Source organism: Yersinia artesiana (assembly GCF_902726545.1).
In the GTDB taxonomy this organism is placed as follows: domain Bacteria; phylum Pseudomonadota; class Gammaproteobacteria; order Enterobacterales; family Enterobacteriaceae; genus Yersinia; species Yersinia artesiana.
The window spans coordinates 23,082-49,918 of the sequence record NZ_CACVAD010000001.1 but is presented as its reverse complement, the minus strand read 5'-3'; the positions used below and the strand labels follow the sequence as shown (position 1 = coordinate 49,918).

Sequence of the window (26,837 nt, the reverse complement as noted above, 5' to 3'; positions counted from 1 at the left end):
CGCAGCCAAATAAAATATTCTGATTATCAGGCCTTATCAGTCACTATTTTAACCCCGACCCGGCTTACGCGGTCAGACTCCATTTCGGCAATTGTCCACGTCAGGCCATCCCATTCAATCTGGTCACCAATAACCGGTTCACCACCAAAGAGATAGAGCACGAACTGGCCGAGCGTTTGTTGCTTATCGATCCCCTGTTCCAGATTAAGGCCATAAATCTGAGAGATATCGTCAAGTTTTGCATCTGCATCGAGAATAAAGTCGCCAAAGAAACGCTCATCCAACTGGATGCTGGGCGACTGGCTAAACAGTTTCCCCAGTGCCGGTAAGTGGTGTTCCTGACCTATAACGCACAAAATATCGCCTTCTTTCAGGCGAGTATTGCCATTGGGATGCAATAAGTCTTTGCCACGAAACAGTGCCGCAATGCGCGTTTCCTGTGGCATTTTTAAATCGCGCAACGCTGCGCCGATACACCATTTATCGGAGCTGAGCTGGTAAATAAACTGTTCCCACTGGTTATTTTTATCAATGTCTAAACCAATCCGTGCCACTGGAGCGAGCGCGGGTGGCACCACCAATTTTGTTTTGCGCGCAGCAAATGACAAACTGGTGCCTTGCAATAATAGCGAAACCAGCACGACAAAAAAGGCGACATTGAAGAACAAATTCGCATGGGGAATTCCGGCCATCATTGGGAATACCGCCAAAATAACCGGAACTGCACCGCGCAGACCAACCCATGAAATAAAGATGCGCTCGCGCAGATTAAAACTGGGGAAGGGCAGTAAGCCGATAAACACTGACAGCGGCCGGGCGAATAAAATCATCCACAATGAGAGGATTAATGCTGGAATGGCAATCGGCAGCAATTCACTTGGGTTCAGTAGTAATCCTAATACCAGGAACATACCAATTTGACTGAGCCACGCCAGACCATCAAAAGTTTGTAAAATCCCAGAGCGGTTGCGGATAGGGCGGTTACCAAGCATCAGGCCACAGAGATAGACCGCCAAAATTCCGCTGCCGTTCATTGCGGTGGCGAGTGAAAACACCAAAATCCCACCGCTGACGGCCAATAATGGGTATAAACCGCTGGGCAATTCTATCCGATTGATAAGCGATAACAGCAAGCCGCCTCCACCCAACCCGATGATAATGCCCAAACCAAATTGCTGAATCAGATGCACCAAAAACATCCAGCTCAGACTACTTTCTCCGGCGGATATCATGGAAATCAAAGTAATGGTCAGAAATACGGCCATCGGGTCATTACTGCCTGATTCTATTTCCAGAGTGGCGCTGACCCGCTCGTTGAGACCTTTGCCGCCTAACAGTGAGAAAACGGCTGCCGCATCGGTTGAACCTATGATCGCGCCAATCAATAAGCCTTGGATGATATCCAAATCAAATAGCCAGGCTGCGGCCAAACCGGTCAGGCCGGCAGTAATCAACACGCCGACGGTTGCCAGCGAGAGGGCAGGCCACAATGCGACGCGAAAGGAGGATGCGCGGGTACGCATGCCGCCGTCTAACAGAATGACGGCCAACGCCAGGTTACTGACCAGATACGCAACAGGATAATTATCGAAGGCAATCCCACCGATGCCGTCGGCGCCCGCCAACATACCAATGGCCAAAAAAATGACCAAGATGGGAATGCCCAATCGCGAAGAGAGTGAGCTCAGTAAAATACTGGCTCCCACCAGCACTGCGCCAATCAAAAAAAGGCTGTTAATAGTGATGGCGTCCAATGTGGGAGATCTCCTGATATGAAAATAAATGGCGGGTAGGGAGAAATATTATACACAGATTTAGAGGTGTCGATGGGAAGATATGACCCAATTCAATGTGTTAAATGAGACGGTATAGAGGAAATTATTGGGAGGTGTAGCCAGATCGCTCACCTTTCATTGCCCTGCGGGGAATCAAGGGTGAGCGTTGGATGAAAACTAGTCGCGTTTTAGTGCAGCCAAAGCTCTTTTCAGGGCTTCAGCCGTCACTGATTTTTCTTGTTCAGGAAGACTATCGACAGAAAGTTGTGAAAGTTCATTGACTAATACACTGCGATCTTTGCCGGTGATCGCGCTATCCAGTGCACCGCTAAGGCGACTCACCAAGGCAAATAAGGTGCTGAACTCGGTGACTGGCGTCGTATCAGATGTGGGATTATTCTCAATAGATTCTTGCTTACTCATCACAATTCCTCTTTTTGTTGTCACTGCAAGTGAAACAAATCCTGATAAGGAATCAACAGGATAGTTGCTCTGAAAGGAGAGCGCACAGTGAGGCATTTGCCATCCCGCATCTACATGATGGCCTGACAGTGTAGCGGTTTTATGACCAAAACGGTATGCGGATGAATCAATCGATTAGCAATAACGTTATTCCTTTGGATAATACTTTGATTACGCCGTTTGCTGCTGCGGCTTGCCTGAAAATAAGAATTTTAGTAAAGGAATGCGGCGATGTACCTCATACAACATAAACGAAATCAAGCAAACAAAGACCATTCCTAGTATGAAACCCAGCCCGTTGTTGTCAATTTGTGGTGTCACGAAGGCACCATAAACCAGGGTCAAAGGATGATGAACCAGATAGATGAAAAGAGAGGCATTGACCAGATAAGTCACCCGGGCAGAAGGGTAGTTGAGTAACCGATGCCCAAGAGAATAGATCACGTTGGTCATGGTCACACCGATTAATGCTTTGATGATCAGATCTAATTCAAAGGCAAAAAACTCAGCAGTATTAATATGTTGATTTAAATAGTAAGCACCAAACAATAGCACTGAAGCCACTAATGCACCCGGTGAGAAAGTGAGAAATACCTGTTTGAGCGGGGGATAGATAAAACTATAGGCACCCAGAAGAAAGAAGGGCAGATAAAAAACCGTCTCCATAACAAAGAAATTGAAGATGCTATTAAAGAGAATTTCAGGGTTGAGAAGAAATATTATTCTCCGGATAACTGAATAAACGAACACGAATACAAACAATGATAGTGAGACTTTTCCTATATTATTCATTCCTTTTATCAGAGCAGGGATTGAATGTTGTTTATTCTTCATTTTCTGAAACAGATAAAAACAGATGGCCGTTAACAATGCGAGCGTTAACAAAAACCATAAATGTGAAACAATTTCCCAAATAGCAATATTTATTTTTTGATAAATTGTAAATGAATTCCAATTTTGTAATTTATTGGTGTAATTCTTAAGTAAGAAGAACTGGGGCAGTGTAATGAGTGGAATAGCGGTAACGAGCGGAATGAGCACACGTTCCAGACGAACCTGAAGCCAGCGCTGGCGCTCATAGCGCTGATACAACATGAATGAAAAATAGCCGGAAATAACAAAAAATACCTGCATGCGAAAAGCATGGATGAAATCATTCAATAGGGTAAATGCTAATGAAGGGTGGCTGCTATTCACCGCCCAATGATTGCTGGAGTATATAAGAGAAAGATGAAAAGGAATGCCGAGTAACATCAAATAGGCGCGGATGGCGTCTAAAAAGTACTCCCGTTGATAAGTGTTTTTTTTCATACATATTCGCTAGTTGTTATCGGAATTAGAATAACGTATCCGATTTTGCCCAGAATGTTTTATTATCGTAATTATTCATTGGTAACTATATACGTTATCAATGGATCAGTGTGACGAGAAACACTACTATAAGGGTTAATGATTTTCCATAGCGTATTTTGGCTGGCTCGTGGCTTAGCCACTGGTTTAAACAATGAGCTCGCAGTGCCGCTTCAGGTTAAACAATAATCTGGATTTATCTGCTTGACCTGCTGGATAAACCGTCAATAATTTGGCTGTTGTGATTTAGGGGGAGATGTGGGAGTTAATATTTTGTCGAACGTCAATAGAATGTCAAAAGGGTCACGCGCGATCAGCGTTGGATGGCTGGGGGTTACTCTCTTGCTGTCATTATTCACTTCTCAGGCCATGGCTTTTTCGTTAGATGATGTGGCTAAGCAGGCACAAGCTCTGGCGGGTAAAAGTTTCGAAGCGCCGAAAAGTAATCTTCCATCGCAATTTCGTGAAATGAAGTTTGCCGACTACCAACAGATCCAGTTTAACCATGATAAATCGTATTGGAACAAACTGGATACGCCGTTCAAGTTAGAATTTTATCACCAAGGTATGTACTTCGACACACCGGTGCAAATCAATGAAGTCACTGCCACCAGTGTGAAACCAATCAATTATAGTCCAGACTATTTTAACTTCGGTTCGGTCAAGCATGATCCTGAGTCAGTGAAGAATTTGGGTTTTGCCGGTTTCAAAGTGCTATATCCCATTAACAAAGCGGATAAAAAAGACGAAATCGTCAGCATGTTGGGTGCCAGTTATTTTCGTGTGATTGGTAAGGGCCAGGTTTATGGTCTTTCTGCGCGCGGGCTGGCGATTGATACGGCACTGGCCTCCGGTGAGGAATTCCCACGTTTTCGCGAGTTCTGGATTGAGCGACCGAAACCTAATGATAAACATTTAGTTATCTATGCCCTGCTGGATTCCCCACGTGCAACTGGCGCTTATAAATTCATTATCTATCCGGGGCGTGACACCACTATTGATGTGCAGGCGAAAGTTTTCCTGCGCGACAAAGTAGAGAAACTTGGGATTGCACCATTAACCAGTATGTTCCTGTTTGGCCCAAGTCAGCCGTCTGCGGTGTTGAACTATCGCCCAGCGTTGCATGATTCCAATGGTCTTTCTATTCATGCAGGTAATGGTGAATGGATCTGGCGACCACTGAACAATCCTAAACACTTGTCCGTCAGCACTTATACTATTGAAAATCCGAAAGGGTTTGGCTTGCTGCAACGTGGCCGTGAATTCTCTCAATATGAGGATTTAGATGACCGCTACGATTTACGTCCAAGTGCCTGGGTTGAACCTCGCGGCGATTGGGGTAAAGGTAAAGTCGAGCTGGTGGAAATTCCGACGGCAGATGAAACCAACGATAACATCGTGGCGTTCTGGACTCCGGATGTCCTGCCGGATGCCAAAACTTCGCTTGATCTGAATTACCGCCTGCATTTCACCCGTGATGAAGAGAAATTACATTCCCCAGATGTGGCTTATGTCAAACAAACTCTGCGTTCAACCGGTGATGTGAAACAGTCGAACCTAATCCGTGAACCAGACGGTAGCGTCGCTTTTCTTGTTGATTTTGTTGGCCCAGCGCTAAAATCACTCGATGAAAATGCACCACTGGCTTCGCAGGTCAGCGTTGATGACAACGGTGAGTTGATCGAAAACAGTGTTCGCTACAATCCAGTGACCAAAGGCTGGCGTTTGACACTGCGGCTAAAAGTTAAGGATGCCAAGAAACCAATAGAAATGCGCGCAGCGCTGGTTAACGGCGATAAAACCCTGACTGAAACCTGGAGCTATCAGCTACCTGCCGATGAATAAGTCAAATCAATCTCCTGTACAGGATTATATTGCCAACTTGCCCCTGACTGCGCAGCAGCAAGGGGCGTTGCGCGATGCTTTACCTGAGGATGTGCTGCTGACCAGCACACCTGATGCCATACCTCGGGTTCATCAACAATTGGCGGCAGGCACTGCTGACAGTGTGAAATTCAGTGAACAAGACAGTGCATTGGCTTCGGTCAATGCCCGTTTGCAAGCTGCATGGCCTGATGCCCTCGATGATGGCAAGCTACTGGCGCAAGACGACGAAGGGCGCACGGTTATTCATGCCACGCCACCAATCAAGCGCACCAGCATGGCACCGCAGGCCTGGCGTACCAATCCAGTTGGGCGTTTTTGGGATTCATTACTGGGTCGCAGCCCTGTTTCGCGTGCAGAAACACATGAACAGGCGCTTGCCGAGAAGAAATGGCGTAGCGTCGGTTCTCTGCGCCGCTATATCTTGCTGATACTGATTGTGTTGCAAACCACCATTGCGACCAGCTACATGAAGACCATTCTGCCTTATCAGGGCTGGGCATTGATCGATCCGTTCGAAATCTGGAAACAGAACTGGCAGGTGTCGGTCATGCAGTTACTGCCTTACTTACTGCAAACCGGCATTCTTATTTTGTTCGCCATTCTGTTTTGTTGGGTCTCTGCGGGCTTCTGGACTGCGTTGATGGGGTTTCTGCAATTACTGATTGGTAAGGATAAATACAGCATTTCCTCCACCATTAAAGGGGATGAGGCGTTAAATCCGGCACACCGGACGGCGCTGATTATGCCTATTTGTAATGAGGACGTGGAGCGAGTGTTTGCGGGGTTGCGCGCCACTTATGAATCGGTGGCCGCCACGGGGCAGCTTGAGCACTTTGATATTTATGTGCTGAGTGACAGCTACGACCCTGATATCTGTGTGGCAGAGCAAAAAGCCTGGTTGGAATTGTGTCGTGATGTTGACGGGCATGGCCGTATTTTCTATCGCCGCCGTCGCCGTCGGGTGAAACGCAAAAGTGGCAATATTGATGACTTTTGCCGCCGTTGGGGCAGCCAGTATAGCTATATGGTGATCCTGGATGCCGACAGCGTGATGAGCGGCGGATGTTTGACCGGGCTGGTGCGGCTGATGGAAGCCAATCCGAATGCCGGGATCATTCAGTCTGCGCCGAAGGCATCCGGTATGGATACGCTGTATGCCCGCATCCAGCAATTTGCCACCCGCGTTTATGGCCCACTGTTCACTGCCGGTTTGCATTACTGGCAACTGGGCGAGTCCCACTATTGGGGGCATAACGCCATCATCCGGGTGAAGCCATTTATTGAACACTGTGCACTGGCACCGCTGCCAGGTGAAGGCTCATTCGCCGGTGCCATTCTCTCTCATGATTTTGTCGAAGCGGCATTAATGCGCCGTGCCGGATGGGGGGTGTGGATTGCCTATGATCTGCCGGGCAGCTATGAAGAATTGCCGCCTAACTTACTTGATGAGTTAAAACGCGATCGTCGCTGGTGTCACGGTAACCTGATGAACTTTAGGTTGTTCCTGGTTAAGGGCATGCATCCGGTGCATCGGGCGGTGTTCCTTACCGGCGTTATGTCTTATTTATCCGCACCCTTGTGGTTTATGTTCCTGGTGTTATGTACGGCGCTGCAAGCGGTGCATACCCTGATGGAACCACAATACTTCCTGCAACCACGCCAGTTGTTCCCGGTATGGCCTCAGTGGCGGCCGGAATTGGCGATTGGTCTGTTCTCCACCACTTTAGTGTTGCTGTTTTTGCCTAAGTTACTCAGTATTATTCTTATCTGGGCCAAAGGGTCGAAAGAGTACGGTGGGCCGATTCGTCTGTTGCTGTCAATGCTGGCGGAAATGCTGTTCTCAGTATTACTGGCACCGGTTCGGATGCTTTTCCACACGGTATTTGTGGTGAGTGCCTTCCTCGGCTGGTCAGTGCAGTGGAATTCACCGCAACGCGATGATGATGCAACGCCATGGAGTGAAGCTATGGTGCGCCACGGGCCACAATTGATGCTAGGTGTGGTTTGGGCCAGTGGTGTGGCCTGGCTGGATCTGCGTTTCTTGTGGTGGTTATCGCCTATCGTGTTCTCGCTGATCTTGTCTCCGGTGGTTTCTGTGTTCTCCAGCCGCCGTACCTTGGGATTGGCTAGCAAACGGGCGAAATTATTCCTGATCCCTGAGGAATATAATCCGCCACGGGAATTGGTCGCTACGGAAGAGTATCTGAAACTTAACCATCAGCGAGCGCTCAGCGACGGTTTCTTCCATGCGGTGATGAACCCATCCTATAACGCGTTAGTCAGCGCGATGGCAACGGCTCGTCATCACACGCGTGCGATTATCGAACAATATCGTGCCGAGCGGGTGGCGCAAGCGCTGCAGGCAGGGCCGGAGAAATTGGCCAAATTGCAGCGCTTAGAGTTGCTGAGCGATCCGGTATTGATCTCACGTTTGCACCAGCAAGTCTGGCAGCAGCCGGAACAGTATCAAATTTGGAACGGCCATTATCGCCAACTGGCGCATAATCCAAAGGCCTTCCCCGCCGCGAAATAGCGGGTAGGTCAAAATAGAAAAATGGGCTCAGGGATGGCCCATTTTTTCTGTAAATATGAAGTTTTCTGTGAATATGAAGAGCCGATTGAATCCATGTCTAAACTGAACTGTTGCGGGCATTCCTTGATGCGCATTATCATTCTCGGAGTCGGTATTATGGTGTTATCTGGCTGCGGCAGTATTATCAGCCGCACTGTGCCGGGGCAGGGCCATGGGCATCAATATTACCCCGGCGTGCAATGGGATATGCGCGCCGGGCCATGGAAATATGTCACGGTTATCGATGTTCCTTTATCAATGATTGTTGATACCTTTATGCTGCCGATTGACGCTCATCACGGCCCCTATGAATAACAGCAGGTGACCTCTGTATCCATCTCAATCCACCCAATCGCTCGACTCATCCGTTTTGCCAACAACCTCAGTGATGCGCGTTGCCAGACCCACGGATAATCTTAAATTAATCAGTGAGATGTATTGCCGTGGTCTGGGTTTTTCTGAATTAGGCAGTTTTGCCGATCATCAGGGATTTGACGGTGTCATTTTGGGACACCCACATCACGCGTACCATCTGGAGTTCACTCATCATCGTGGTGTACAGGTAGGGCGGGCACCGACGTCGGATAACCTATTAGTATTTTATCTGCCGGACGAGAAGCAATGGCACAATCAGTGTCAGCAAATGCGCACTGCGGGTTTTTGTCAGGTGACGTCTTATAACCCGTATTGGGATGTGAGCGGCAAAACCTTTGAAGACATCGATGGTTATCGAGTAGTGCTACAGCAACGTGAGTGGATTGTGTAAGGTTCAGGTGGCATCCTGAATGAAAATAACCGCTACAGGGTCGGGTTGAGGTTAATGAGAAAGTGCCCGTATCGGTGAAAACAGGCAGATCGTAAAGACGCCGTAAACCCATCCTTGGGGGCTCGAGCCGCGCCATCCCTGGCGCGGACGCTTTACTCCTCTGCCTGCCTTCACCTTGCAAGATCGAGTCCTTAGGCTTTGTCAGCACTCTGAACCCACCACTGGGGCGGGTTGAGAAATGCGACAGATTAAGTCTTGGCTATCAGGCGGTTTGCTGGCCCTGAGTGTTGTTCATCAACCGGCGAATAGGCACGATAAGTAATATCAATACCGCCGCACAGATAACCAACGCAATGGAGCAACGGGCAAACAGGGTTGGCAGCATATCAAGTTGATCCGCTTTAACATGACCCCCAATCAAGCCCGCAGCCAGATTGCCCAGTGAACTGGCGCAGAACCACAGCCCCATCACTTGACCGCGCATTCTGTCGGGTGCCAGTAAGGTCATAGTCGCCAGCCCGATAGGGCTAAGGCACAATTCGCCTAATGTCAGCAGCAGAATACTCATCACCAACCACAATGGTGAAACACCCGCGCCACCGCTGCTGAGGACATGTTGTGCGGCGTACATCATCACGGCAAAACCTGCCGCAGCACATAAAATACCAATCACGAATTTAGTGATACTGCTGGGATGAATCTTTTTCTTCGCCAGTGCTGGCCACGCCCAACTGAATACCGGTGCTAACAGAATGATAAACAGCGCATTAATTGACTGGAACCAGACGGTCGGGATTTCAAAACCCATCACCATGCGGTCGGTATAGTCATTGGCAAACAGGTTAAATGAGGTGGGTTTCTGTTCAAAAGCAGACCAGAAGAAGGCCGCAGAGACTAACAGGATAAAACATACCAATAAACGGGCGCGATCTTTACGGCTCATGTTGGCAAAAGCGAACAGATAGACAAAATAGAGTGTTACGGAGGCGGCAATAACATACACCAGCAAGCTGGCAATCATCACCGGATTGATGGGAATAACGCCCTGAGAAATAAGCGCAATAATCACTACCACCACCGCCATAATGGCGGTAACCCATTTGCCCACCCCCTGGCGCTGGTTGGTGGGTTTATTCCAGCTTGAATCCAGACCCACTTCTGCGTCATAGCGCTTCATGGCCGGTATGGCAAAACCACGGAAGATAAGTAATGCCACCAGCATCCCAATCCCGCCAATGCCAAAGCCCCAATGCCAACCGTGGGTGCGCAGCAACCAGCCAGAGAGCAGCGGTGCAATAAATGACCCCATATTGATACCCATATAGAACAGTGAGAAACCACCGTCGCGACGGGCATCACCCGGCTTATAGAGGGTGCCGACCATAACCGAGATACAGGTTTTGAACAGGCCGGTACCCAGAACAATAAACACCAAACCGATAAAGAACAGGTCATTGCCGAAGAAGGCTGACAAGGCAATGGACAGATGTCCCAATGCAATCAGAATCGAGCCGTACCAAACTGCGCGCTGTTGGCCCAGCCAGTTATCCGCCAACCAACCGCCGGGCAGGGCTGCCAGATACATACTCCCGGCAAAAATCCCGACGATAGCTGAAGCTTGTTCGCGCGGCAGGCCCATACCACCCTCAAAAACGGTGGCAGCCATAAACAGAATTAAGAGAGGACGGATGCCGTAGAACGAGAAACGCTCCCACATCTCGGAAAGAAATAGTCCACTGAGCGGATAAGGGTGCCCAAAGAACGTACGACCGCCAGGGGTGTTAATAGAGGTTTGCATAAAGTCTTCCCATAGAATCGCCTTAAAATGAGCGAATAAACCCGTCATACTTCAAGCGCATGTGCGTTGGCTGCCTTCGTGCACCCCAGTCACTGACTTATGTAAGCTCCAGGGGATTTACTCAGTTGCCGTCTTCCTGCAACTCGAATTATTTAGGGTGTAATTATCATCGAGTGCTATCTCATTGGCGCGTTGGCCAGTGGTCTGAATTAACACGCGTTACAGTAGAATTTAACGCAATAATAACGTCATTTTTTAATTTCCACCGGGGGTTATATCGTATTTTTAGATTAAAAGTCGACATGCATTACAATTATCAGTCAGTTTAAATCGAATCTGGTGGTTCTTTTCGCTGTTATTTTGTGTACTTTTTGGGCTTTTATGCTGAAAAAATGCACAGATATAGGCGCTTTAATTAAGAATAATATGTGGGTTCAGCGCGGTGGGTGTTAGCTATCTTGCCGCTGTTGGACTTCGCGTTGGTGCGCTTTTAAGGGTTGGCGTTGCAAACACCAGTAAGAGTAAAGGGCGTTAAACAGCACGACCACGGCCGTGACACAGAATACCGCGCGGAAACCATAGCTGGCAGACACCGCCGCACCAAGCAATGGGCCACTGACATTACCCACATCTCGGAATGATTGGTTATAACTGAAAATTCGCCCCGCGACCTGATTGGTACAGTTATAAATCAGCAAGGTTTGCACCGCAGGCAATAATGCGCCATCTGTTGCACCCAATAAAAAACGCAAAATGCCCAGTTGCAACGGGGTCTGAACAAAGGCCATTGGGATAAGAATCAGCACAGATAATGCCAACATGGCGATCAAAATGCGCTCTGGCCCGATTTTATCCCCCAGCTTACCTAATCTGGGGGCGCTGATTAGCGCAGCAACACCGGGCACCGAGGCTATCATGCCGCTGACAAAGGCCAAATTATGAATATCTCCGGCCAGTTCGCGTACATACAGTGTCAAGATGGGCGCAATCGAACCGGTCGCAATCTGAATGATCATGGTGGTGACAAACAGACTAAGGATTAACTTAGGGTTTTTCAGTGAGTTAAATACCTGCCGCCCATTGAGCATATCTTTTTTCAACACCGGTGCAAACTGCTCCCTGACATAAAACCAGGTCATGACAAAGCAGGCGAATAGCACCCCGGCGGTAATAAAGAATACTGGTCGTAATCCATAATTATCAGCCAGTAACCCACCAATCAGTGGCCCGATTAATGCGCCACTGACCCCGCCGGTTGAGAGCGTACCCAGTGCCCAGCCACTTTTATTGCGCGGCACTTGGGTGGCAATCAGCGCATTGGCATTAGGAATAAATCCACCCAACAGCCCCAGCAGGGCGCGTAGCGCCAAAAACTGCCAAATATTCTGCGCCATCCCCATCAGCACCATCACAATCCCCATGCCGAGAGCCGATCGCAACAGCATGATCTTACGGCCTTTACGGTCTGCCAGACTCCCCCAAAAAGGGGCGGCAATGGCTGAAAACAGGAAGGTAATACTGAACACCAGACCCGACCACATGTTCAATGACTGGTGGCCGCTCACCCCTAATTCCTCCACATACAGTGGCAAGAATGGCATGATCAGACTAAATGCTGCACCGGTTAAAAAACAGCCTAACCAGGTGACAAATAGGTTTCTTTTCCAGTTAACAGGTTGTGATGCCGGGGTCATAAATTACCGATTAAGCAAGGGATTGCTTCTCAAAAGCTGATCACTTTGCGTCTCTTTATTCGTCGATAGGGGCGTTTGAAGGGGCAACAAAGCACAAGAATAAAACAGTTAGCTTGATAAGTATGCGCTTATAGAGCATTCACATCAATGAGATGAATGTTAGTTTTTATTAAAATGGAAAGTGGGTTTGAAATGCGGGGATATGCTTATTCCATTTGGTAATAATGGAATAAAAAGCCACTGCACTTGGTGGCGCAGCAGCTTTTTTATCACATCAGCAGAGTGATGTTAGTTATCAGCGATAAGCTTCATTTTTGGTAACGGAATAACGACCGCTACCCAGCAACATAATAGCGACGCCGCCGAGGAAATACATTGCTTCGTTTTCCAAACCCCATGCACCCACTTGGGTCAGGGTGAAGAACTTACCGGTACCGACCATCAATACCGCCACCAGCAGGTTAACCGCATAAATAAATGCGGCTGGGCGGGTGAACAGGCCAAGAATAATCAGAATCGGGGTTACGATCTCGCCAATGTAAACACCATAAGCGACAAAGCCGGGAATGCCCTGTTCCTGTAAAGACGCGGCGATCCAACTGGTGCCGTGCTGAATTTTTGCCACACCATGAAATAACATTAAAACACCGAACGTCAGGCGTAATAATAGTTTGCCGCCGTTCGGGTGATCCGTAAGCCGTGTGAACCAGAGGTTGAGAGTTGCCAGCATATATAGATATATCCTTATGAAGAAAAAATATAACCAGAAAATAACTCAGAGAAATTAATTCAGTATCGTCAGACCAGCACTATATTTCTATTGGATAATACTGACAGATTGTATCAAAAAAACTGATGTAAACTAATTCTCATTATCATTGGTTATATTATTTTGATCTAAGCTAGTTACTCATATAGCGAAGGTGCGCCTTCGGGTCGGGTTTTAAAACGCCGGTGGAGCCACATGTATTGATCCGTCGCACGCTCAATCTCTTTTTCGACCACTTTATTCATAAATGCCGCGGCTTCGACTTCATTGTCCAGTGGGAAGTTATCCACCGCCGGCTGTAAAAGTAGCTGATAGCCTTTCCCATCCGGTAGTCGGCGCGGAGTGAAAGGAATAATGGCCGGTTTACCCATGCGCACCAGCAGGTAAGTTCCGGTGGTGGTGGCGGCTTGATCAACAGCAAACAACGGCACAAACACACTGCTGCGTGGGCCGTAATCATGGTCTGGTGCATACCAGATAATCTCACCCTGTTTAAGGCTGCGGACCATCCCTTTGAGATCTTTGCGATCCAGCATGGCTTTGTTGGAGCGCATGCGGCCCCAAGTCTGCATCCAATCCATGGCTTTATTATCATGTGGACGATAGACACCAATCCCTGGATTGTAGATGCCAAAAATACGCGCCCCCAGCTCCAGCGTCAGAAAATGTAAGCCTATCAACAAAACCCCTTTGCCTTCATCGCGCGCTTTTTGGATATGTTCCAGCCCGCTAACACTGCACCAACGCTCAATACGCCAATTGGGCCAAAACCATGCCATACCGGTTTCAAATAGCCCCATGCCGACGGATTCAAAATTCTTCACCAGCAGTTCGTCGCGTTCACTTTTGGGCATATCCGGGAAACACAACTCCAGATTACGCTGCGTAATGCGCTTACGTCGCTTAAGAAATCGCATGGAAAAGCGGCCAAGGGAGGTACCCATAGCATAAATCACTGGGTAGGGGAGTAGCACCAGCAGGTAGAGAATACCGAGGCCGAGCCAGGTCAGCCAATAACGAGGGTGCAGTAGTGAGCGATTAAAAGAAGGAGCTTGCATATCTGTTTTCATCGTCCTTGTCATTCGTTCGGACAGTTAACTATTTGCTATTGATGGTGCACTAGAGTTCATAAAAGAACCTCAATAGGCCCTGTACCAACCTGCTTATCTGTCGTTTTAAAGTAGACTATTGTGGCATTTTTAGCGGCTTACAGGAAAAAAGACCGCACCAAAAAGCCATTTTTATGCCTTTTTGTTGAAGTTTTCATCAGATAAAGCACTTGTTTGATTGTTATGTGACCAAGGTCGATTTGGCTATTTTATCGGATTTAATAGGCTGACTAATTCGGCCAGGCTATTGACGGCCATTTTTTCCATCACTTTGGCGCGATGGACTTCGACGGTGCGCACGGAGACACAAGCTCTATCCGCGATATCACGATTAATCAAACCTTGCATTACCCATTGGGCAATCATCTGCTCCCGTGGGGTCAGGGAGGCATAGCGCAGTTGTACCTGTCGGCGGGTGACAAGCTGTGCTGATTGCACAAAACCCTGTTGTAACGCTGCGATTAACGGTGCCGTAGCGACCGGTTTTTGCAGAAAATCGACGGCCCCTAATTTCATTTGTTCAACCGCTTGTGGCACTTCGCCGTGTGCGGTGAGAAATATCACCGCCAGCGTGCTGTTTAACTGGCGCATCTGGGCATAGACCTCAGTGCCATCAAGCCGTGGCATGCGAATATCAAGCAACAATACGCCAGGCTGATATAAATCAGCTTGCGCCAGAAAACGGTCGCCCTCATGCCACACTTTTACTTTGTAGCCGAGGCTTTCCAGTAAAAAACGGCAGGCATCAGTGACAGCAATATCGTCATCAACCAGGTGAATCAGTGACAAAACTAAGCTCCTTGCTGAGGTTAAGTGGCAACGTCACGATGACATACAGCCCCATATGGCCATTGGCGGCAACCTGATTGCGCAATAGCAGATTTCCGCCCTGGCTGTTTATTAGCCGTTGGCAAATCACCAGACCCAGGCCGAGGCCTTCACTTTTGCTGGAGCGGAAAGGGGCAAATGGTTGGCTGAGTTGCTCTGAGGTCAATCCTCCGGCGTCATCTTGCAATGTCAGTGTCACCTCGCAGGCTTGCTGATGAGCACTAAACCATAACTGACGTGCACCCGCTTGCAAACTATTGGTTATCAGGTTGCACAACACCTGATCCAGTAAGGTCGGCGGTAAATGTAGCGCAATCTGTGGGTCAATATCGGTATGTAGCTGGCACGGTGGTTGATGTTGCTCTGCCCCTAATAATTGCCACAGATGCAACAGCAGTTCTGGCAGCGGCTGGCTGACGGTCGCCCTGTCAGATGAGGGGGATTTCCCTGCCCACAAGCACAAGTTAGCAATGGTATCGGCCCCGCGTTGAGCCTGTTGGCTGATCTGCCCGAGAATGGGCAATAACGGATGATCCGCTTGCTCTCGTTGCAGGCGAATGGCGCAGCCGTCGGCATAATGTTGAATGGCAGAAAGCGGCTGGTTCAGTTCGTGAGCAAAGCCCGATGCCATTTCGCCCAGAATACTTAGGCGCTGGGCCTGTTCCAATGCGCCCTCCTTGATTCTGAGTTGCTGGTGTAGTTGTTCAAGCTGGTGGCTGCGGCGGCGCACCAGAAACGCCACCCAAATATGATTAGCGCCGAGCAGTAGCAGAATCAGCGCAATGGCGGCAATCAACAGCCGGTGCTGCTGCGCCCAATCGAGAATTTGTTGCCAGAAATAGGGCTGTTGCGGGTGCTGATTGACCGAGCGCAACAGGGTTTCAACCTGACTGGTGGAGGAGGGGGCGCCCCACTGCGGTGCCTTGCTGTCAGCGGGGTTGAGCAAAATTCGCGTTACATTATCGGCTAATTCATCCGGCACATGTGACAGCGCGGCAAATGACCAGTTTGGGTACAACTCGGTGCTGGTCAGACAGGGGATCGTGGCTTGTTTTGCTAGTAATGGCCGAAAATCGCGGGCATGTACCAACCCTTCCGCTTGCATATCTTCCAGCAAACAAGTGGGGACAATAGCCGCAGAAATGGCGCGATCACGCAGCAGATAAATTAGCGCATCCACCGGGAAGCCGGAGAAATGCAGCTTGAAATCCTCTTCAGGTTGTAGCCCTGCATCGCGTAATGCTTTGTATCCCAATAAGTAACCGCCAAAAGCCTCAGGTGACACCGCGCCGACACGTTTGCCAGTCAGCCCCAGTGGTGAGCGGATATCACTGTCAGCCCGCACCAAAATGACACTGCCAATCACATTGCGACTGGTGCCATCGGGCTCATGACTTGAGCGCAAAGAGACTAACCAGCGCAGCGGAAAGTGGCTATCAATCTGCACATATTGCGCCGGATTGGTGAGCAGAAAATCAATTCGATTCTGCGCCACGGCGTTTTTCATCGCATGTAAGTCCAGCGGTAATAACTGAAAATGCTGCTCCGGCAGTTGCTGATTCAAATTATCGACCAACGGTTGCCAATGTGCTTGTGCCTGAGCATCGCCACGCAGCGCCAACACGCCAATCGTCCAATCACGGGCGTGGGCGACAGAAATACAGCTAAACAGCATTATCGCCAGCACTCTGAAATACATGCATGTTCCTTTTTTATGATCCCCGTCGCAGGGTGCAATTGTCCTGGATCAAGTCCCTAAAGGGAATGTGGAAAACCACAATAGGGCTTCTGCTCGTCGATTTCTACACTCTCTGTATCAAGAAGAGGGTGAGAAAAAATGGATCAAGGGAAGAGAGCATTTCTACAGCGTCTGGGGGTGTTAACCGCCGGAGCCGCACTGGTGCCATTAGCTGATGCGGGCTGGCAGATGGCGCCGGTGCGCAAACAAGGTGATATCAAACGGCGCTATGCCATGTTGATTGATTTACGCCGCTGCATTGGTTGCCAGGCATGCACCGTCAGTTGCGCCATCGAAAACCAACTGCCACAAGGTCAATTCCGCACCACCGTTAATCAGTATCAGATTGCGCTATCGGGGGCAGAAAGTGTCACTAACGTATTACTGCCGCGCTTATGTAATCACTGTGATAATCCACCTTGTGTGCCGGTCTGCCCGGTACAAGCCACTTATCAGCGGCAAGACGGCATTGTGGTGATTGATAATACCCGCTGCGTAGGTTGCGCCTATTGTGTGCAAGCTTGCCCTTATGAAGCGCGGTTTATCAATCACAGCACTCAAACGGCAGATAAATGTACTTTCTGCGTTCACCGCCTTGATGCCGGATTATTGCCAGCCTGCGTGGAGTCTTGTGTCGGTGGGGCGCGGATTATTGGCGACTTGCGTGATGGCAACAGCACATTGCGCAAAATGCTCTTGGAGCATGCTGCTGACATCAAAGTATTGAAACCGGAGCAAGGCACCCATCCACAGGTGTTTTACCTCGGATTAAACGAGGTGTTTACCCAGCCATTATCAGGCCAACCGGCACTTTGGCAGGAGGTTCATGCATGAATCATGAAACGATGATCCGTGAAATTCTGGCGCGCCCGCAGGATATCGCCTGGCTACCCTGGGCCGTGCAATATTTCTTCTTTATCGGACTGGCGTGCGGCGCGGTGCTGTTTGCGGGCGGGCAGCGCATCTGCGCTCGTCAAGGGAAGCTATCCGCGCAACAAAGTCAATGGGAGTTCGCCGCACTGATGCTGGCGGTGACCGCCGTCGTGGTTGCCCCTCTGGCGCTAAATGCGGATCTTCATCAACCGGCCCGTGTTTGGCATTTTTATGCGCATTTCACCCCGTGGTCGTGGATGTCATGGGGCTCCATCTTCTTACCGCTGTTTAGCATGTTGGTGATGGGCTATTTTCTGGCGCTGATTTATAGCCGGTTAAAGGCCAAACCTGTGCCACGGCTGCTGGCTGGGTTGGCACTGCTTTGTGGGCTTTCCGCCATCAGCATTTTGCTTTACACCGGGCGAGAGGTATCAATATTACGCGCCCAACCGCTGTGGTTTAGCTGGTGGTTACCGCTGTTTATTTTCCTGACTGCCTGTCAGGCCATTCCCTCTTTGTTGGCGCTATGGCTATGGCGTGAACCGCAATATCAACGCCCACTGGCGCGCTGGCAACTGATCAGTTTAGGGGCGCTGGCATTAGTTACGCTGCTATGGGCCAGCGGCGATACCCCTTCCGCGCAAGCCCTGCGCCATTGGGCTGTTCAGTCGCCATTTATCGCGCTATTTCCGCTGGTGTTGTGGTTGCTGTTATTCGGGTTGACTCTATTCAATAGCAGAAAAACATTATCCACTCCCGTGATAGCAACTCAGGTATTGATCGCACTGACACTGTGCTGGTCAGTGCGCTGGTTGCTACTGATGCAAACGCAAACTTTGCCTAAATACAATGTGTTAGCTAATCCTTACACCTTGCCATTGGGCAGCGAGGGATTGCTGGCAATTATTGGTACTTTCGGATTATGGGTGGCAGCAATTATTGCTATCCGCGAAGGTGTCAAATGGCTTGAACAAAAAGTAACAGGTACAAACCGAGTGGAAGGGGAAATACATCATGGCTAAGTCTACACGGCGTCAATGGTTAAAGGGCAGCTTAGCCTTGGGTGGCGTAGTGGCGTTTGGTGCCAGCTACCATGCGGTGGCGCGCAAAACACTGGCTGGATTGGTGGATGGCAGTGCGGGCAAACTGACACTTGATCCCATCAGTGGTAATGCGTTGCCAACAGAAGGACGAGTCGGGCCACAGTGGCAAGCCAATCCTCAGCAGGCTGTTTCCATGACACAATGCTTTGGCTGTTGGACGCTGTGCGGCTTGCGGGTGCGGGTCGATACCCAGCAGAACAAGATCCTGCGCATCGCTGGTAACCCTTACCACCCCTTATCTCATGACCACCACTTCCCCTATCAATTACCGGTAGGCGAAGCGCTGCAACGTCTTGGCGGTGAGCAGGGCATGACCGGGCGCTCAACCGCTTGTGCCCGCGGGGCAACCCTGTTGGAAGGTGTCGATAGCCCTTACCGCATCACGGAACCGATGAAGCGAGTGGGGCCGCGCGGTAGTGGTAAATGGCAGCGTATCAGTTTTGAACAATTGGTCGCCGAGGTGACCGAGGGCGGCGATTTATTTGGCGAGGGACCGGTTGAGGGGCTGAGCGCTATCCGTGATTTGGCTACACCAATTGATGCTAAACAGCCCTCTTTAGGCCCGAAAGCTAATCAGTTGCTGGTAACCAATGCCGGTGATGATGGGCGAGATGCTTTTATTCGGCGCTTTGCAAATCAGGCATTTGGCACCAAAAACTTGGGTAGCCACGGTGCCTATTGTGGGCTGGCCTACCGCGCCGGTTCTGGTGCGTTGATGGGGGATTTGGACAAAAATGCCCATGTTAAGCCTGATTGGGATAACGTCCGTTTCGCCCTGTTTTTAGGAACCTCACCGGCGCAATCGGGTAACCCGTTTAAACGTCAGGGGCGACAGTTAGCCAATGCCCGCCAACGGGATGATTTCAATTATGTGGTGGTCGCTCCTGCTTTGCCGCTGACCACCACACTGGCCAATCAGCATAACCGCTGGGTTCCGGTACTGCCGGGAACCGACGCCGCACTGGCGATGGGAATGATCCGCTGGATTATCGAACAGCATCGGTTTAACCATGCTTATCTTGCCATTCCTGGTGAAATGGCGATGCAAGCCGCTGGGGAGCGCAGTTGGACTAATGCCAGCCATTTGGTTATCACCACAGAAACCCATCCGCTGGCGGGGCAGTTTTTACGCACCAATATGTTGAGTGGCGAACCCGTCGCTGAGGGAGAAGAAAGCCCGGTATTAGCGCAAGCCATCGATGGAACGTTGCATCCCGCCGCTCAGATGTTACAGGCCGAATTGTTCGTCACCCAAGACGTCACCTTGCATGATGGTCAAAAGGTACAAGTGCAATCGGGCATGACATGCCTGCAACAAGCTGCCGCGCGCTTTACGCTGGCCGAATACAGTCAGCAATGCGGCGTGCCGGAGGCGACAATTATCGGATTAGCCCGCGAGTTCACTGCCTATCAGCGTCAGGCTGCGGTGATTTCACATGGCGGCATGATGGGAGGCAACGGGTTTTACACCACCTGGGCAGTCATGATGTTGAATGCCATGATTGGTAACCTCAACCTGAAAGGTGGCGTGTCGGTCGGTGGTGGCAAATTTGACGGTTTTGCTGATGGGCCACGTTACCAGTTAGCCACCTTTGCCGGCATGGTTAAGCCAAAGGGGTTGCCGCTATCGCGCAGTAAACAGCCTTATGAAAAGTCAGAAGAATATCAGCAGAAAATCCAACAAGGGCAATCAGGTTATCCGGCCCGTGGCCCGTGGTATCCGTTTGTTGGCGGGCAGTTAACCGAACAATTAGCCCCAGCGCTGGCGGGTTACCCCTATCCGCTGAAAGCCTGGATAAGCCATATGACCAACCCGCTGTATGGGGTGGCGGGCCTGCGCAATCTCATTGAAGAGCGGTTGCAAGACCCCCGTCAGTTACCCTTATTCATCGCTATCGATGCTTTTATGAATGAAACCACCGCGTTGGCGGATTATATCGTGCCGGACACCCATAATTTTGAGAGTTGGGGGTTCAGTGCGCCGTGGGCCGGTGTGTTAGTGAAGGCCAGCACCGCTCGTTGGCCGGTGGTAGAGCCACGCACCGCCCGCACCGCACAAGGTGAACCGGTGGCCATGGAGAGTTTCTTGATTGCGGTTGCCAAGGCGATGAAGTTACCGGGATTTGGGGCCAATGCTATGCAGGATAGCGAGGGGAATAGCTTGTCGCTGGATCGCGCGGAAGATTATTACTTACGCGCGGCGGCCAATATTGCCTACGGTGGCGAAAAGCCGCTGCCAGCGGCCGTTGATGATGAATTGCGCTTAACCGGCGTCGATCGTCTATGGCCTGCACTTCAGCGCAGTTTGTACCAAGATGAGCAGCGGCGTGTGGCTTATTTGCTGGCGCGTGGTGGGCGCTTTGCGCCGTATGAAAAAAGCTGGAACGGTGACGCCACTGGGCCACAATGGAAGAAACCATTGCAAATCTGGAATGAAAATGTGGCGAAACATCACCATGCCATTACCGGCGAGCGCTACAGCGGCTGCCCGACCTGGTATCCGCCGCGCCTGGCAGACGGCTCGGATGTGTTCCAGCATTATCCGGCAGCCGACTGGCCATTACGCTTGATGTCATTTAAGTCTCACCTGATGAGCAGTTCAACGGCAATGATTGAGCGCCTGCGTGCGGTCAAATCCACCAATCTGGTGGCGATCAACCCGCAAGATGCGCAGCGCCTTGGTATTCAACATGGTGATATTGTGCGGTTAATGACCCCGGGAGGGCAGATGGAGGTGCAAGTCAGTCTATTGGATGGCGTTATGCCAGGTGTTGTTGCCATTGAACATGGCTATGGTCATCGGGAAATGGGTACCCGAGCTCACACACTGGATGGTGTTGTGATGGCGTCAGACCCACGCATCGGCCAGGGAACCAATTTGAACGATCTCGGTTTCACCGACCCCACCAGAGAAGTCCCCAACACCTGGCTCGATTGGGTGAGTGGCGCGGCAGTCCGGCAGGGGCTACCGGCTAAATTGCAACGAATAAACTAATACACGATAATTTTAATTGATGGATAAATAAATCCCTCTCACTTGCAGAGGGATTTATTATTTCTGCGTTATGATAGTGCCGATTTATCTATTGGTTAGTCACTTACGTGGTGTTATTCATTTATATCGGAGAGCCGTCGATGACAGCTGCAAAACTCAGTGCGGGATTATTGGTCGTCGGGGGCATATTGGGTTATTTCGGTGCCGATTGGCAGAGCAAAACGTTACTGATTACCGCTGGAGTTGCTTTACTCTCCGGCGTCGTTCTTTCCGCTTTTACCGATCGAGATTGCCGCTAAAGATGTGCCCGGTCGGTGTTTCAGGTATTATATGCGCCGCACGGGGTGACCGGTGCCAAAATATCAGTTCTATTGCGCGATGATTTACCGTGGTTTGCAGTCGAATGACTTACGTAACCCATTGAGCAGTAATTAAATATTTATCAGTAACCTCTCTGAAAGACAGGAAAGTACACCATGCCAGTGTTACATAACCGAATTTCTAATGAGGAACTTAAAGCGCGCATGTTGGCTGAAACCGAACCGCGCACCACAGTTTCTTTTTATAAATATTTCATATTGGAAGATGCAAAAGCCTTCCGCGATAACCTCTATAGTCAATTTGTTAAGCTCGGTGTTTTCGGCCGGGTTTATGTGGCCAAAGAGGGCATCAACGCCCAAATTAGCGTGCCTGCCAACCGTTATGATGAATTTAAAGTGGCGCTGTTTGCCGCACATCCTGCGCTGGACCAGGTGCGACTGAATGTCGCGCATGAAGATGACGGCAAGTCATTTTGGGTGCTGCGTATGAAAGTCCGCGAGCGCATTGTGGCTGACGGCATCGACGATGACAGTTTCGATCCCAGTAACGTCGGGCATTATCTGAAGGCCGATCAGGTTAATCAGATGATTGATGACCCCGATACCTTGTTCGTCGATATGCGAAATCATTATGAATACGAAGTCGGCCATTTCGAAAATGCGATAGAAGTTCCCTCGGACACATTCCGCGAACAATTGCCGATGGCGGTTGATATGCTACAACATGACAAAGAGAAGAATATTGTCATGTATTGCACCGGTGGGATTCGCTGTGAGAAAGCCAGCGCCTATATGTTGCATAATGGTTTTAAAAACGTCTATCACGTCGAAGGCGGGATTATCGAATATGCCCGCAAAGCAAAAGAACAAGGTTTGCCACTTAAGTTTATAGGTAAAAACTTTGTTTTTGATGAGCGGATGGGCGAGCGGATCTCTGATGATGTTATCGCGCATTGCCACCAGTGTGGCACACCGAGCGACACACATACTAACTGTAAGAATGATGGCTGCCATTTGCTGTTTATTCAGTGCCCCGCTTGTGCTGCAAAATTTGAAGGTTGCTGTAGCCCGATTTGTCAGGAAGAACTGAAGCTACCTCAAGAAGAGCAACGTGCTCGCCGGGCAGGACGTGAAAACGGCATTAAGATATTTAATAAGTCTAAGGGATTACTGCAAACAACGATGCATATTCCGATGCCCGAGAAGGGCGTAGATAAGTAATATCTGGTGCTATTAAAATAAGGCGTTGTCGGTTATTTTATCCGATAACGTCTTTTTTTTGCCATTTTGAGCCGTGGCGGTTCCAATACAAGGATTGATAATGACAAAACCTGTGGTAAGTGGCCAAGGGTTGCGCTTAGTTGCGATGCTGGCAATGTTGGTCGTGATTATGGCTGGAATCAAGGCGGCATCGCCTATTGTGGTTCCGTTTTTACTGGCCATATTTCTCGCCATTGTTTTAAACCCGTTAGTGAAATTACTCGAAAAAATAAAGATCCCCCGCACACTGGCTATCGTTTTACTGGTGACCATTATTGTTTTACTGATGGCATTACTGTTTAGCCGCTTAGGTTCTTCATTAAATGAATTTGCCCGTTCATTACCGCAATACCGTGGGATGATGCTGGAAAAAATGCGCGATTTGCAAGAGTTTGCGATGCGCTTTAATATCGAGTTCTCAGTGGATGACATCATGAAACATGTCGATCCCAGTACGGCGATGAACTTTGTTACTCGTCTGCTTAGCCACCTTTCTGGTGCTATGGCTAGCACGTTCTTGCTGTTAATGACCGTCGTATTTATGCTCTTTGAAGTCGAGCGCCTCCCTTATAAAATGCAGTTGATGTTTGATAATCCAGAGCAAGGGAATGCGATTCTCAGACGCGCACTGAATGGTGTGACACATTATCTGGTGATTAAGACCATTATTAGTATCGCGACAGGGATTGTTATTTGGCTATTTTTGGCCGCGATGGGTGTCAGGTTTGCATTCCTGTGGGGGTTATTAGCTTTTGTTCTCAATTACATTCCCAATATCGGGTCAGTATTAGCCGCCATCCCTCCCATCATCCAGGCTCTGCTATTTAACGGTTTTGCCGACGCATTTGCCGTAACCGGTGGTTATATCCTTATCAACCTGATTGGCGGTAACATTATTGACCCGCGCATGATGGGGCGCGGCTTGGGGTTATCAACGCTGGTGGTATTCTTATCATTGATTTTCTGGGGCTGGCTATTGGGGCCGATAGGTATGCTGCTTTCAGTACCTTTAACCATTATTGCCAAAATCGCACTGGAATTAACGCCTGCTGGCTATAAGTTTGCGGTGTTACTGAGTGACGGTAAGCCCACCAAAACTGAGCCGGAAAAGCCAATATCCTGACTTAAAATCTGAGGCCAGCAGGTGAATTCTATACCTATTGGCCCAACTCAACATGAGGGGCATGGTACGGACAGTGAATTAATAGAAAAAGAAATATATATCCAGAGCCAACAATGTGAGCCACAAACAGATATAGAGTATTAGATGCTCCCGTACATTATTGATAACCATTGAAAGCAATTTATTTAACATGCTGACTGCCTGCGGCTAAAATCATTGCCCATTATAGGTACTTTTAATTGGATAAACAATAAATTAACTGTCAATTCAATATTTTTTGTTGTGGAAAATATATAATTAATCTATGCGGTTATCTTCTTTTTAAAAACTTTAAAATAATATTGTGTATATTAACGCTAAATTAAAGCTAGTATAAATATTTAAATACATTATAAATAAAACATAATTCCAACCGGTTTCTGACTTTTATTTTCTCAGTAATATGGCGCTTATGTGAATAGACAGTGCTATCACTGATATTCAATTTTCTGGCTATACGATAGTTCGGCATTTCTGTCATCCAATAGCACATGACTTTATGTTCTTGTGGGCTGAACAGTGATGCGGGGCATGACAGATGTGACTTGCCTGTATCGTGTGAAACACGGGATAAGCTTTGAAGCAGTTCAGGCAAATGCTTTTTAGCCAGAATAGAAACAGAACCAGTTAGAGGGATTGGTGTTTCACTAAATGGATAGGCTGCATCCAGATAAATATAAACTTTTGCCTGATCACAACAACGTATAAAATGTTCTAATAATGGACAATGACCACCAAAACGACAATATTGGGTAAGATTAACAATTATTATCTCAGGATTAAAATCCTGGATAGTTGATGTTGCTTGTTCAACCGTAGGCACATCTCTTAAATTAAGAGATGTGGAATCGTTTAAATAAGTATTTACCCCAGAGCGGGTATAAAAACATTCGTCAATAATCAATATTTTCATGTGACATACATCCTTGTCTAACTGCAACCATACCTGACTGCATACAAGGGTAAGGTAATCCTCTGACGACTAAGACGTCAATTCGGGATTTACGATGTGTATTGACGGGTTTTGCGAGTTAACTTACTAATAATCACCATGCTTATGGTTTTTTATACTGAATTTGAACTGTGTGTAGTATAAATTAATTGCCAATGACTAACTTGAAGTATGAATAGTCATTGGCAGAACGTCATAAGTTCATTGTAGGTTTGTGTACTAAGCGTGAGTAAACCGGTCCAAAGAAAATGCAGAAATATCAATAGGTGACGCTTTATCTTGCGCAAAGAGTGCGGCGACTTCACCTAGTGCGGTGGCAAACTTAAACCCATGACCACTTAAGCCCGTCACTACCATAATATGGGGGTTATCCGGCAAGGTATCGATGATGAAATCTTCATCCGGACTCATATCATAACTGCATGCAGCACCATGTAGACACACACCCACGCCAGGTAAAAAATGACGCAAAAAGCCAAATACTTCGGTTCCATCTTCAGCATAACCACCAAATGGCTTACGTTGTGCGGCTGATTCTATCGGTTGACCGCCATTATGCTTACCGAGCTTCAGTTCATCATTTTGTGAGGGAAAACCGTAGTAATGAATGTTATCCGGAGTTTCTACTGTAAATGCCGGGAAATGATTCCCTTCACTGTAGCGACCATCGGCATGGTGCCAGGAGAAGACTTTGCGTATGGCTGTTATGGGTAATTGCGGTAGTAACTCTTTGACCCAGGTTCCGGCGGTGACCACCACTTTCCTGGCGCTGTAGGTACCATCGATGGTTACGACATCAACCCCATCATCCAAGGGTTCAATCGCGGTAACCGGGCAGTTAAATAAAATGCCACAACCCGCTTCAGTGACGGCTTTAATCAGTGTTTTTATCGCCAGCTCAGAACGCAGATAACCCGCTTGTGGTTCGAACACACCAATATAATTATCCGGAATGGTAAATACTGGCCATTTTTCGCGAACCTGTGCGGCATTTAAAGTATCGACCGGTAAATTATAGTGTTGCGCGCTGAGTTGTGCATTTTTGAGGAAAATTGAATCATCAGGCCCCAAATTGAGTACACCACTGGCCTGAAACAATTTTTCACCGGTCTGAGCGGAGAGTTGATCCCACAGTGCTTGTGCGCGTAATACTAATGGCACATATTTTTCGCCTTCACCGTATGCATGGCGAATAATTCTGGTATCGCCGTGGTGACTACCTGCCTGGTGAGGGGGCATTGCGCTGTCAATCATCAGCACTTTTAAACCAGCTTGTGAGGCGTAGTAACCTGCGGCGGAACCGACGGAGCCACTACCAATGACAATCAAATCATAATCCATATTTTTCACCTTGGTGAATATCACTGCCGACTTTATTTACGCTGTTTGATGTGTAACGCAGTTTTTATCCTGACAATAATCAG

The 26,837-nt window shown here is 48.8% G+C and carries 22 protein-coding genes; 10 read left to right on the top strand and 12 right to left on the bottom strand.

What is annotated here, in order from left to right:
- Window positions 1-26 precede the first annotated feature (26 nt).
- The 3 genes from HU019_RS00230 to mdoC form a co-directional block, all read right to left on the bottom strand.
- Window positions 27-1,754: a potassium/proton antiporter gene (locus HU019_RS00230; protein ID WP_174847113.1), complete on the bottom strand. Its 1,728-nt coding sequence runs from the start codon at window positions 1,752-1,754 to the stop codon at window positions 27-29.
- A gap of 198 nt (window positions 1,755-1,952) precedes the next feature.
- Window positions 1,953-2,198 (bottom strand): hypothetical protein, encoded by a 246-nt coding sequence (locus HU019_RS00225; protein ID WP_174847114.1) that lies wholly within the window; start codon window positions 2,196-2,198, stop codon window positions 1,953-1,955.
- Window positions 2,199-2,408: 210 nt separating this feature from the next.
- Entirely contained in the window at window positions 2,409-3,548 is a 1,140-nt protein-coding gene (mdoC, locus tag HU019_RS00220; RefSeq protein ID WP_174847115.1) for a glucans biosynthesis protein MdoC, read from the bottom strand.
- Window positions 3,549-3,878: 330 nt separating this feature from the next.
- On the opposite strand from mdoC, the gene HU019_RS00215 reads away from it, so the two are divergent.
- The 4 genes from HU019_RS00215 to HU019_RS00200 all read left to right on the top strand — a co-directional run bounded on the left by HU019_RS00215 (window position 3,879) and on the right by HU019_RS00200 (window position 8,812).
- Window positions 3,879-5,432, top strand: a complete 1,554-nt coding sequence (locus tag HU019_RS00215) for a glucan biosynthesis protein G (RefSeq protein ID WP_174847143.1) — start codon at window positions 3,879-3,881, stop codon at window positions 5,430-5,432.
- Window positions 5,425-8,007: a glucans biosynthesis glucosyltransferase MdoH gene (gene mdoH / locus HU019_RS00210; RefSeq protein WP_174847116.1), complete on the top strand. Its 2,583-nt coding sequence runs from the start codon at window positions 5,425-5,427 to the stop codon at window positions 8,005-8,007. Before HU019_RS00215 ends, mdoH begins: the two co-directional genes overlap by 8 nt.
- Window positions 8,008-8,133: 126 nt before the next feature.
- Window positions 8,134-8,361, top strand: coding sequence for a YceK/YidQ family lipoprotein (locus HU019_RS00205; protein WP_174847144.1), 228 nt, complete (start codon window positions 8,134-8,136; stop codon window positions 8,359-8,361).
- A gap of 73 nt (window positions 8,362-8,434) precedes the next feature.
- Window positions 8,435-8,812, top strand: coding sequence for a VOC family protein (locus HU019_RS00200; RefSeq protein WP_174847117.1), 378 nt, complete (start codon window positions 8,435-8,437; stop codon window positions 8,810-8,812).
- Between the two features lie 262 nt (window positions 8,813-9,074).
- On the opposite strand, the gene HU019_RS00195 is transcribed toward HU019_RS00200, so the two are convergent.
- The 6 genes from HU019_RS00195 to ttrS all read right to left on the bottom strand — a co-directional run bounded on the left by HU019_RS00195 (window position 9,075) and on the right by ttrS (window position 16,709).
- Window positions 9,075-10,610 carry a peptide MFS transporter gene (locus HU019_RS00195; protein ID WP_174847118.1) on the bottom strand — a complete coding sequence of 512 codons (1,536 nt, stop codon included), beginning with the start codon at window positions 10,608-10,610 and terminating at the stop codon, window positions 9,075-9,077.
- A gap of 449 nt (window positions 10,611-11,059) precedes the next feature.
- On the bottom strand, window positions 11,060-12,304 hold the full coding sequence (gene mdtG, locus HU019_RS00190) for a multidrug efflux MFS transporter MdtG (RefSeq protein WP_174847119.1): 1,245 nt from the start codon (window positions 12,302-12,304) through the stop codon (window positions 11,060-11,062).
- Window positions 12,305-12,599: 295 nt separating this feature from the next.
- Window positions 12,600-13,034 carry a DoxX family protein gene (locus tag HU019_RS00185; protein WP_050078775.1) on the bottom strand — a complete coding sequence of 145 codons (435 nt, stop codon included), beginning with the start codon at window positions 13,032-13,034 and terminating at the stop codon, window positions 12,600-12,602.
- A gap of 176 nt (window positions 13,035-13,210) precedes the next feature.
- Window positions 13,211-14,131, bottom strand: a complete 921-nt coding sequence (locus tag HU019_RS00180; RefSeq protein ID WP_174847145.1) for a Kdo(2)-lipid IV(A) acyltransferase — start codon at window positions 14,129-14,131, stop codon at window positions 13,211-13,213.
- Window positions 14,132-14,386: 255 nt separating this feature from the next.
- Window positions 14,387-14,971, bottom strand: a complete 585-nt coding sequence (gene ttrR, locus HU019_RS00175) for a tetrathionate respiration response regulator TtrR (RefSeq protein ID WP_174847120.1) — start codon at window positions 14,969-14,971, stop codon at window positions 14,387-14,389.
- Complete coding sequence (gene ttrS / locus HU019_RS00170) at window positions 14,949-16,709, bottom strand: tetrathionate respiration histidine kinase TtrS (RefSeq protein ID WP_174847121.1); 1,761 nt, start codon at window positions 16,707-16,709, stop codon at window positions 14,949-14,951. The genes ttrR and ttrS overlap by 23 nt, the downstream gene beginning before the upstream one ends.
- Before the next feature lie 138 nt (window positions 16,710-16,847).
- On the opposite strand from ttrS, the gene ttrB reads away from it, so the two are divergent.
- The 6 genes from ttrB to HU019_RS00140 all read left to right on the top strand — a co-directional run bounded on the left by ttrB (window position 16,848) and on the right by HU019_RS00140 (window position 24,422).
- Window positions 16,848-17,582, top strand: a complete 735-nt coding sequence (gene ttrB / locus HU019_RS00165) for a tetrathionate reductase subunit TtrB (RefSeq protein ID WP_174847122.1) — start codon at window positions 16,848-16,850, stop codon at window positions 17,580-17,582.
- Window positions 17,579-18,643, top strand: coding sequence for a tetrathionate reductase subunit TtrC (gene ttrC / locus HU019_RS00160; protein ID WP_174847123.1), 1,065 nt, complete (start codon window positions 17,579-17,581; stop codon window positions 18,641-18,643). The genes ttrB and ttrC overlap by 4 nt, the downstream gene beginning before the upstream one ends.
- Window positions 18,636-21,719, top strand: coding sequence for a tetrathionate reductase subunit TtrA (gene ttrA, locus HU019_RS00155; RefSeq protein ID WP_174847124.1), 3,084 nt, complete (start codon window positions 18,636-18,638; stop codon window positions 21,717-21,719). The genes ttrC and ttrA overlap by 8 nt, the downstream gene beginning before the upstream one ends.
- A gap of 140 nt (window positions 21,720-21,859) precedes the next feature.
- On the top strand, window positions 21,860-22,018 hold the full coding sequence (locus tag HU019_RS00150) for a hypothetical protein (protein ID WP_174847125.1): 159 nt from the start codon (window positions 21,860-21,862) through the stop codon (window positions 22,016-22,018).
- A 177-nt stretch (window positions 22,019-22,195) separates the two neighbouring features.
- Window positions 22,196-23,260 (top strand): oxygen-dependent tRNA uridine(34) hydroxylase TrhO, encoded by a 1,065-nt coding sequence (gene trhO, locus HU019_RS00145; RefSeq protein ID WP_174847126.1) that lies wholly within the window; start codon window positions 22,196-22,198, stop codon window positions 23,258-23,260.
- Between the two features lie 100 nt (window positions 23,261-23,360).
- Window positions 23,361-24,422 (top strand): AI-2E family transporter, encoded by a 1,062-nt coding sequence (locus HU019_RS00140; protein WP_174847127.1) that lies wholly within the window; start codon window positions 23,361-23,363, stop codon window positions 24,420-24,422.
- A 78-nt stretch (window positions 24,423-24,500) separates the two neighbouring features.
- Here the strand turns inward: HU019_RS00140 and HU019_RS00135 are convergent, their stop codons facing one another.
- The 3 genes from HU019_RS00135 to solA form a co-directional block, all read right to left on the bottom strand.
- Entirely contained in the window at window positions 24,501-24,593 is a 93-nt protein-coding gene (locus tag HU019_RS00135; protein WP_227739355.1) for a DUF2770 family protein, read from the bottom strand.
- 196 nt (window positions 24,594-24,789) lie between these two features.
- Window positions 24,790-25,374, bottom strand: coding sequence for a LuxR C-terminal-related transcriptional regulator (locus tag HU019_RS00130; RefSeq protein WP_174847386.1), 585 nt, complete (start codon window positions 25,372-25,374; stop codon window positions 24,790-24,792).
- A 258-nt stretch (window positions 25,375-25,632) separates the two neighbouring features.
- Entirely contained in the window at window positions 25,633-26,754 is a 1,122-nt protein-coding gene (gene solA / locus HU019_RS00125; RefSeq protein ID WP_174847387.1) for an N-methyl-L-tryptophan oxidase, read from the bottom strand.
- Window positions 26,755-26,837: the final 83 nt, after the last annotated feature.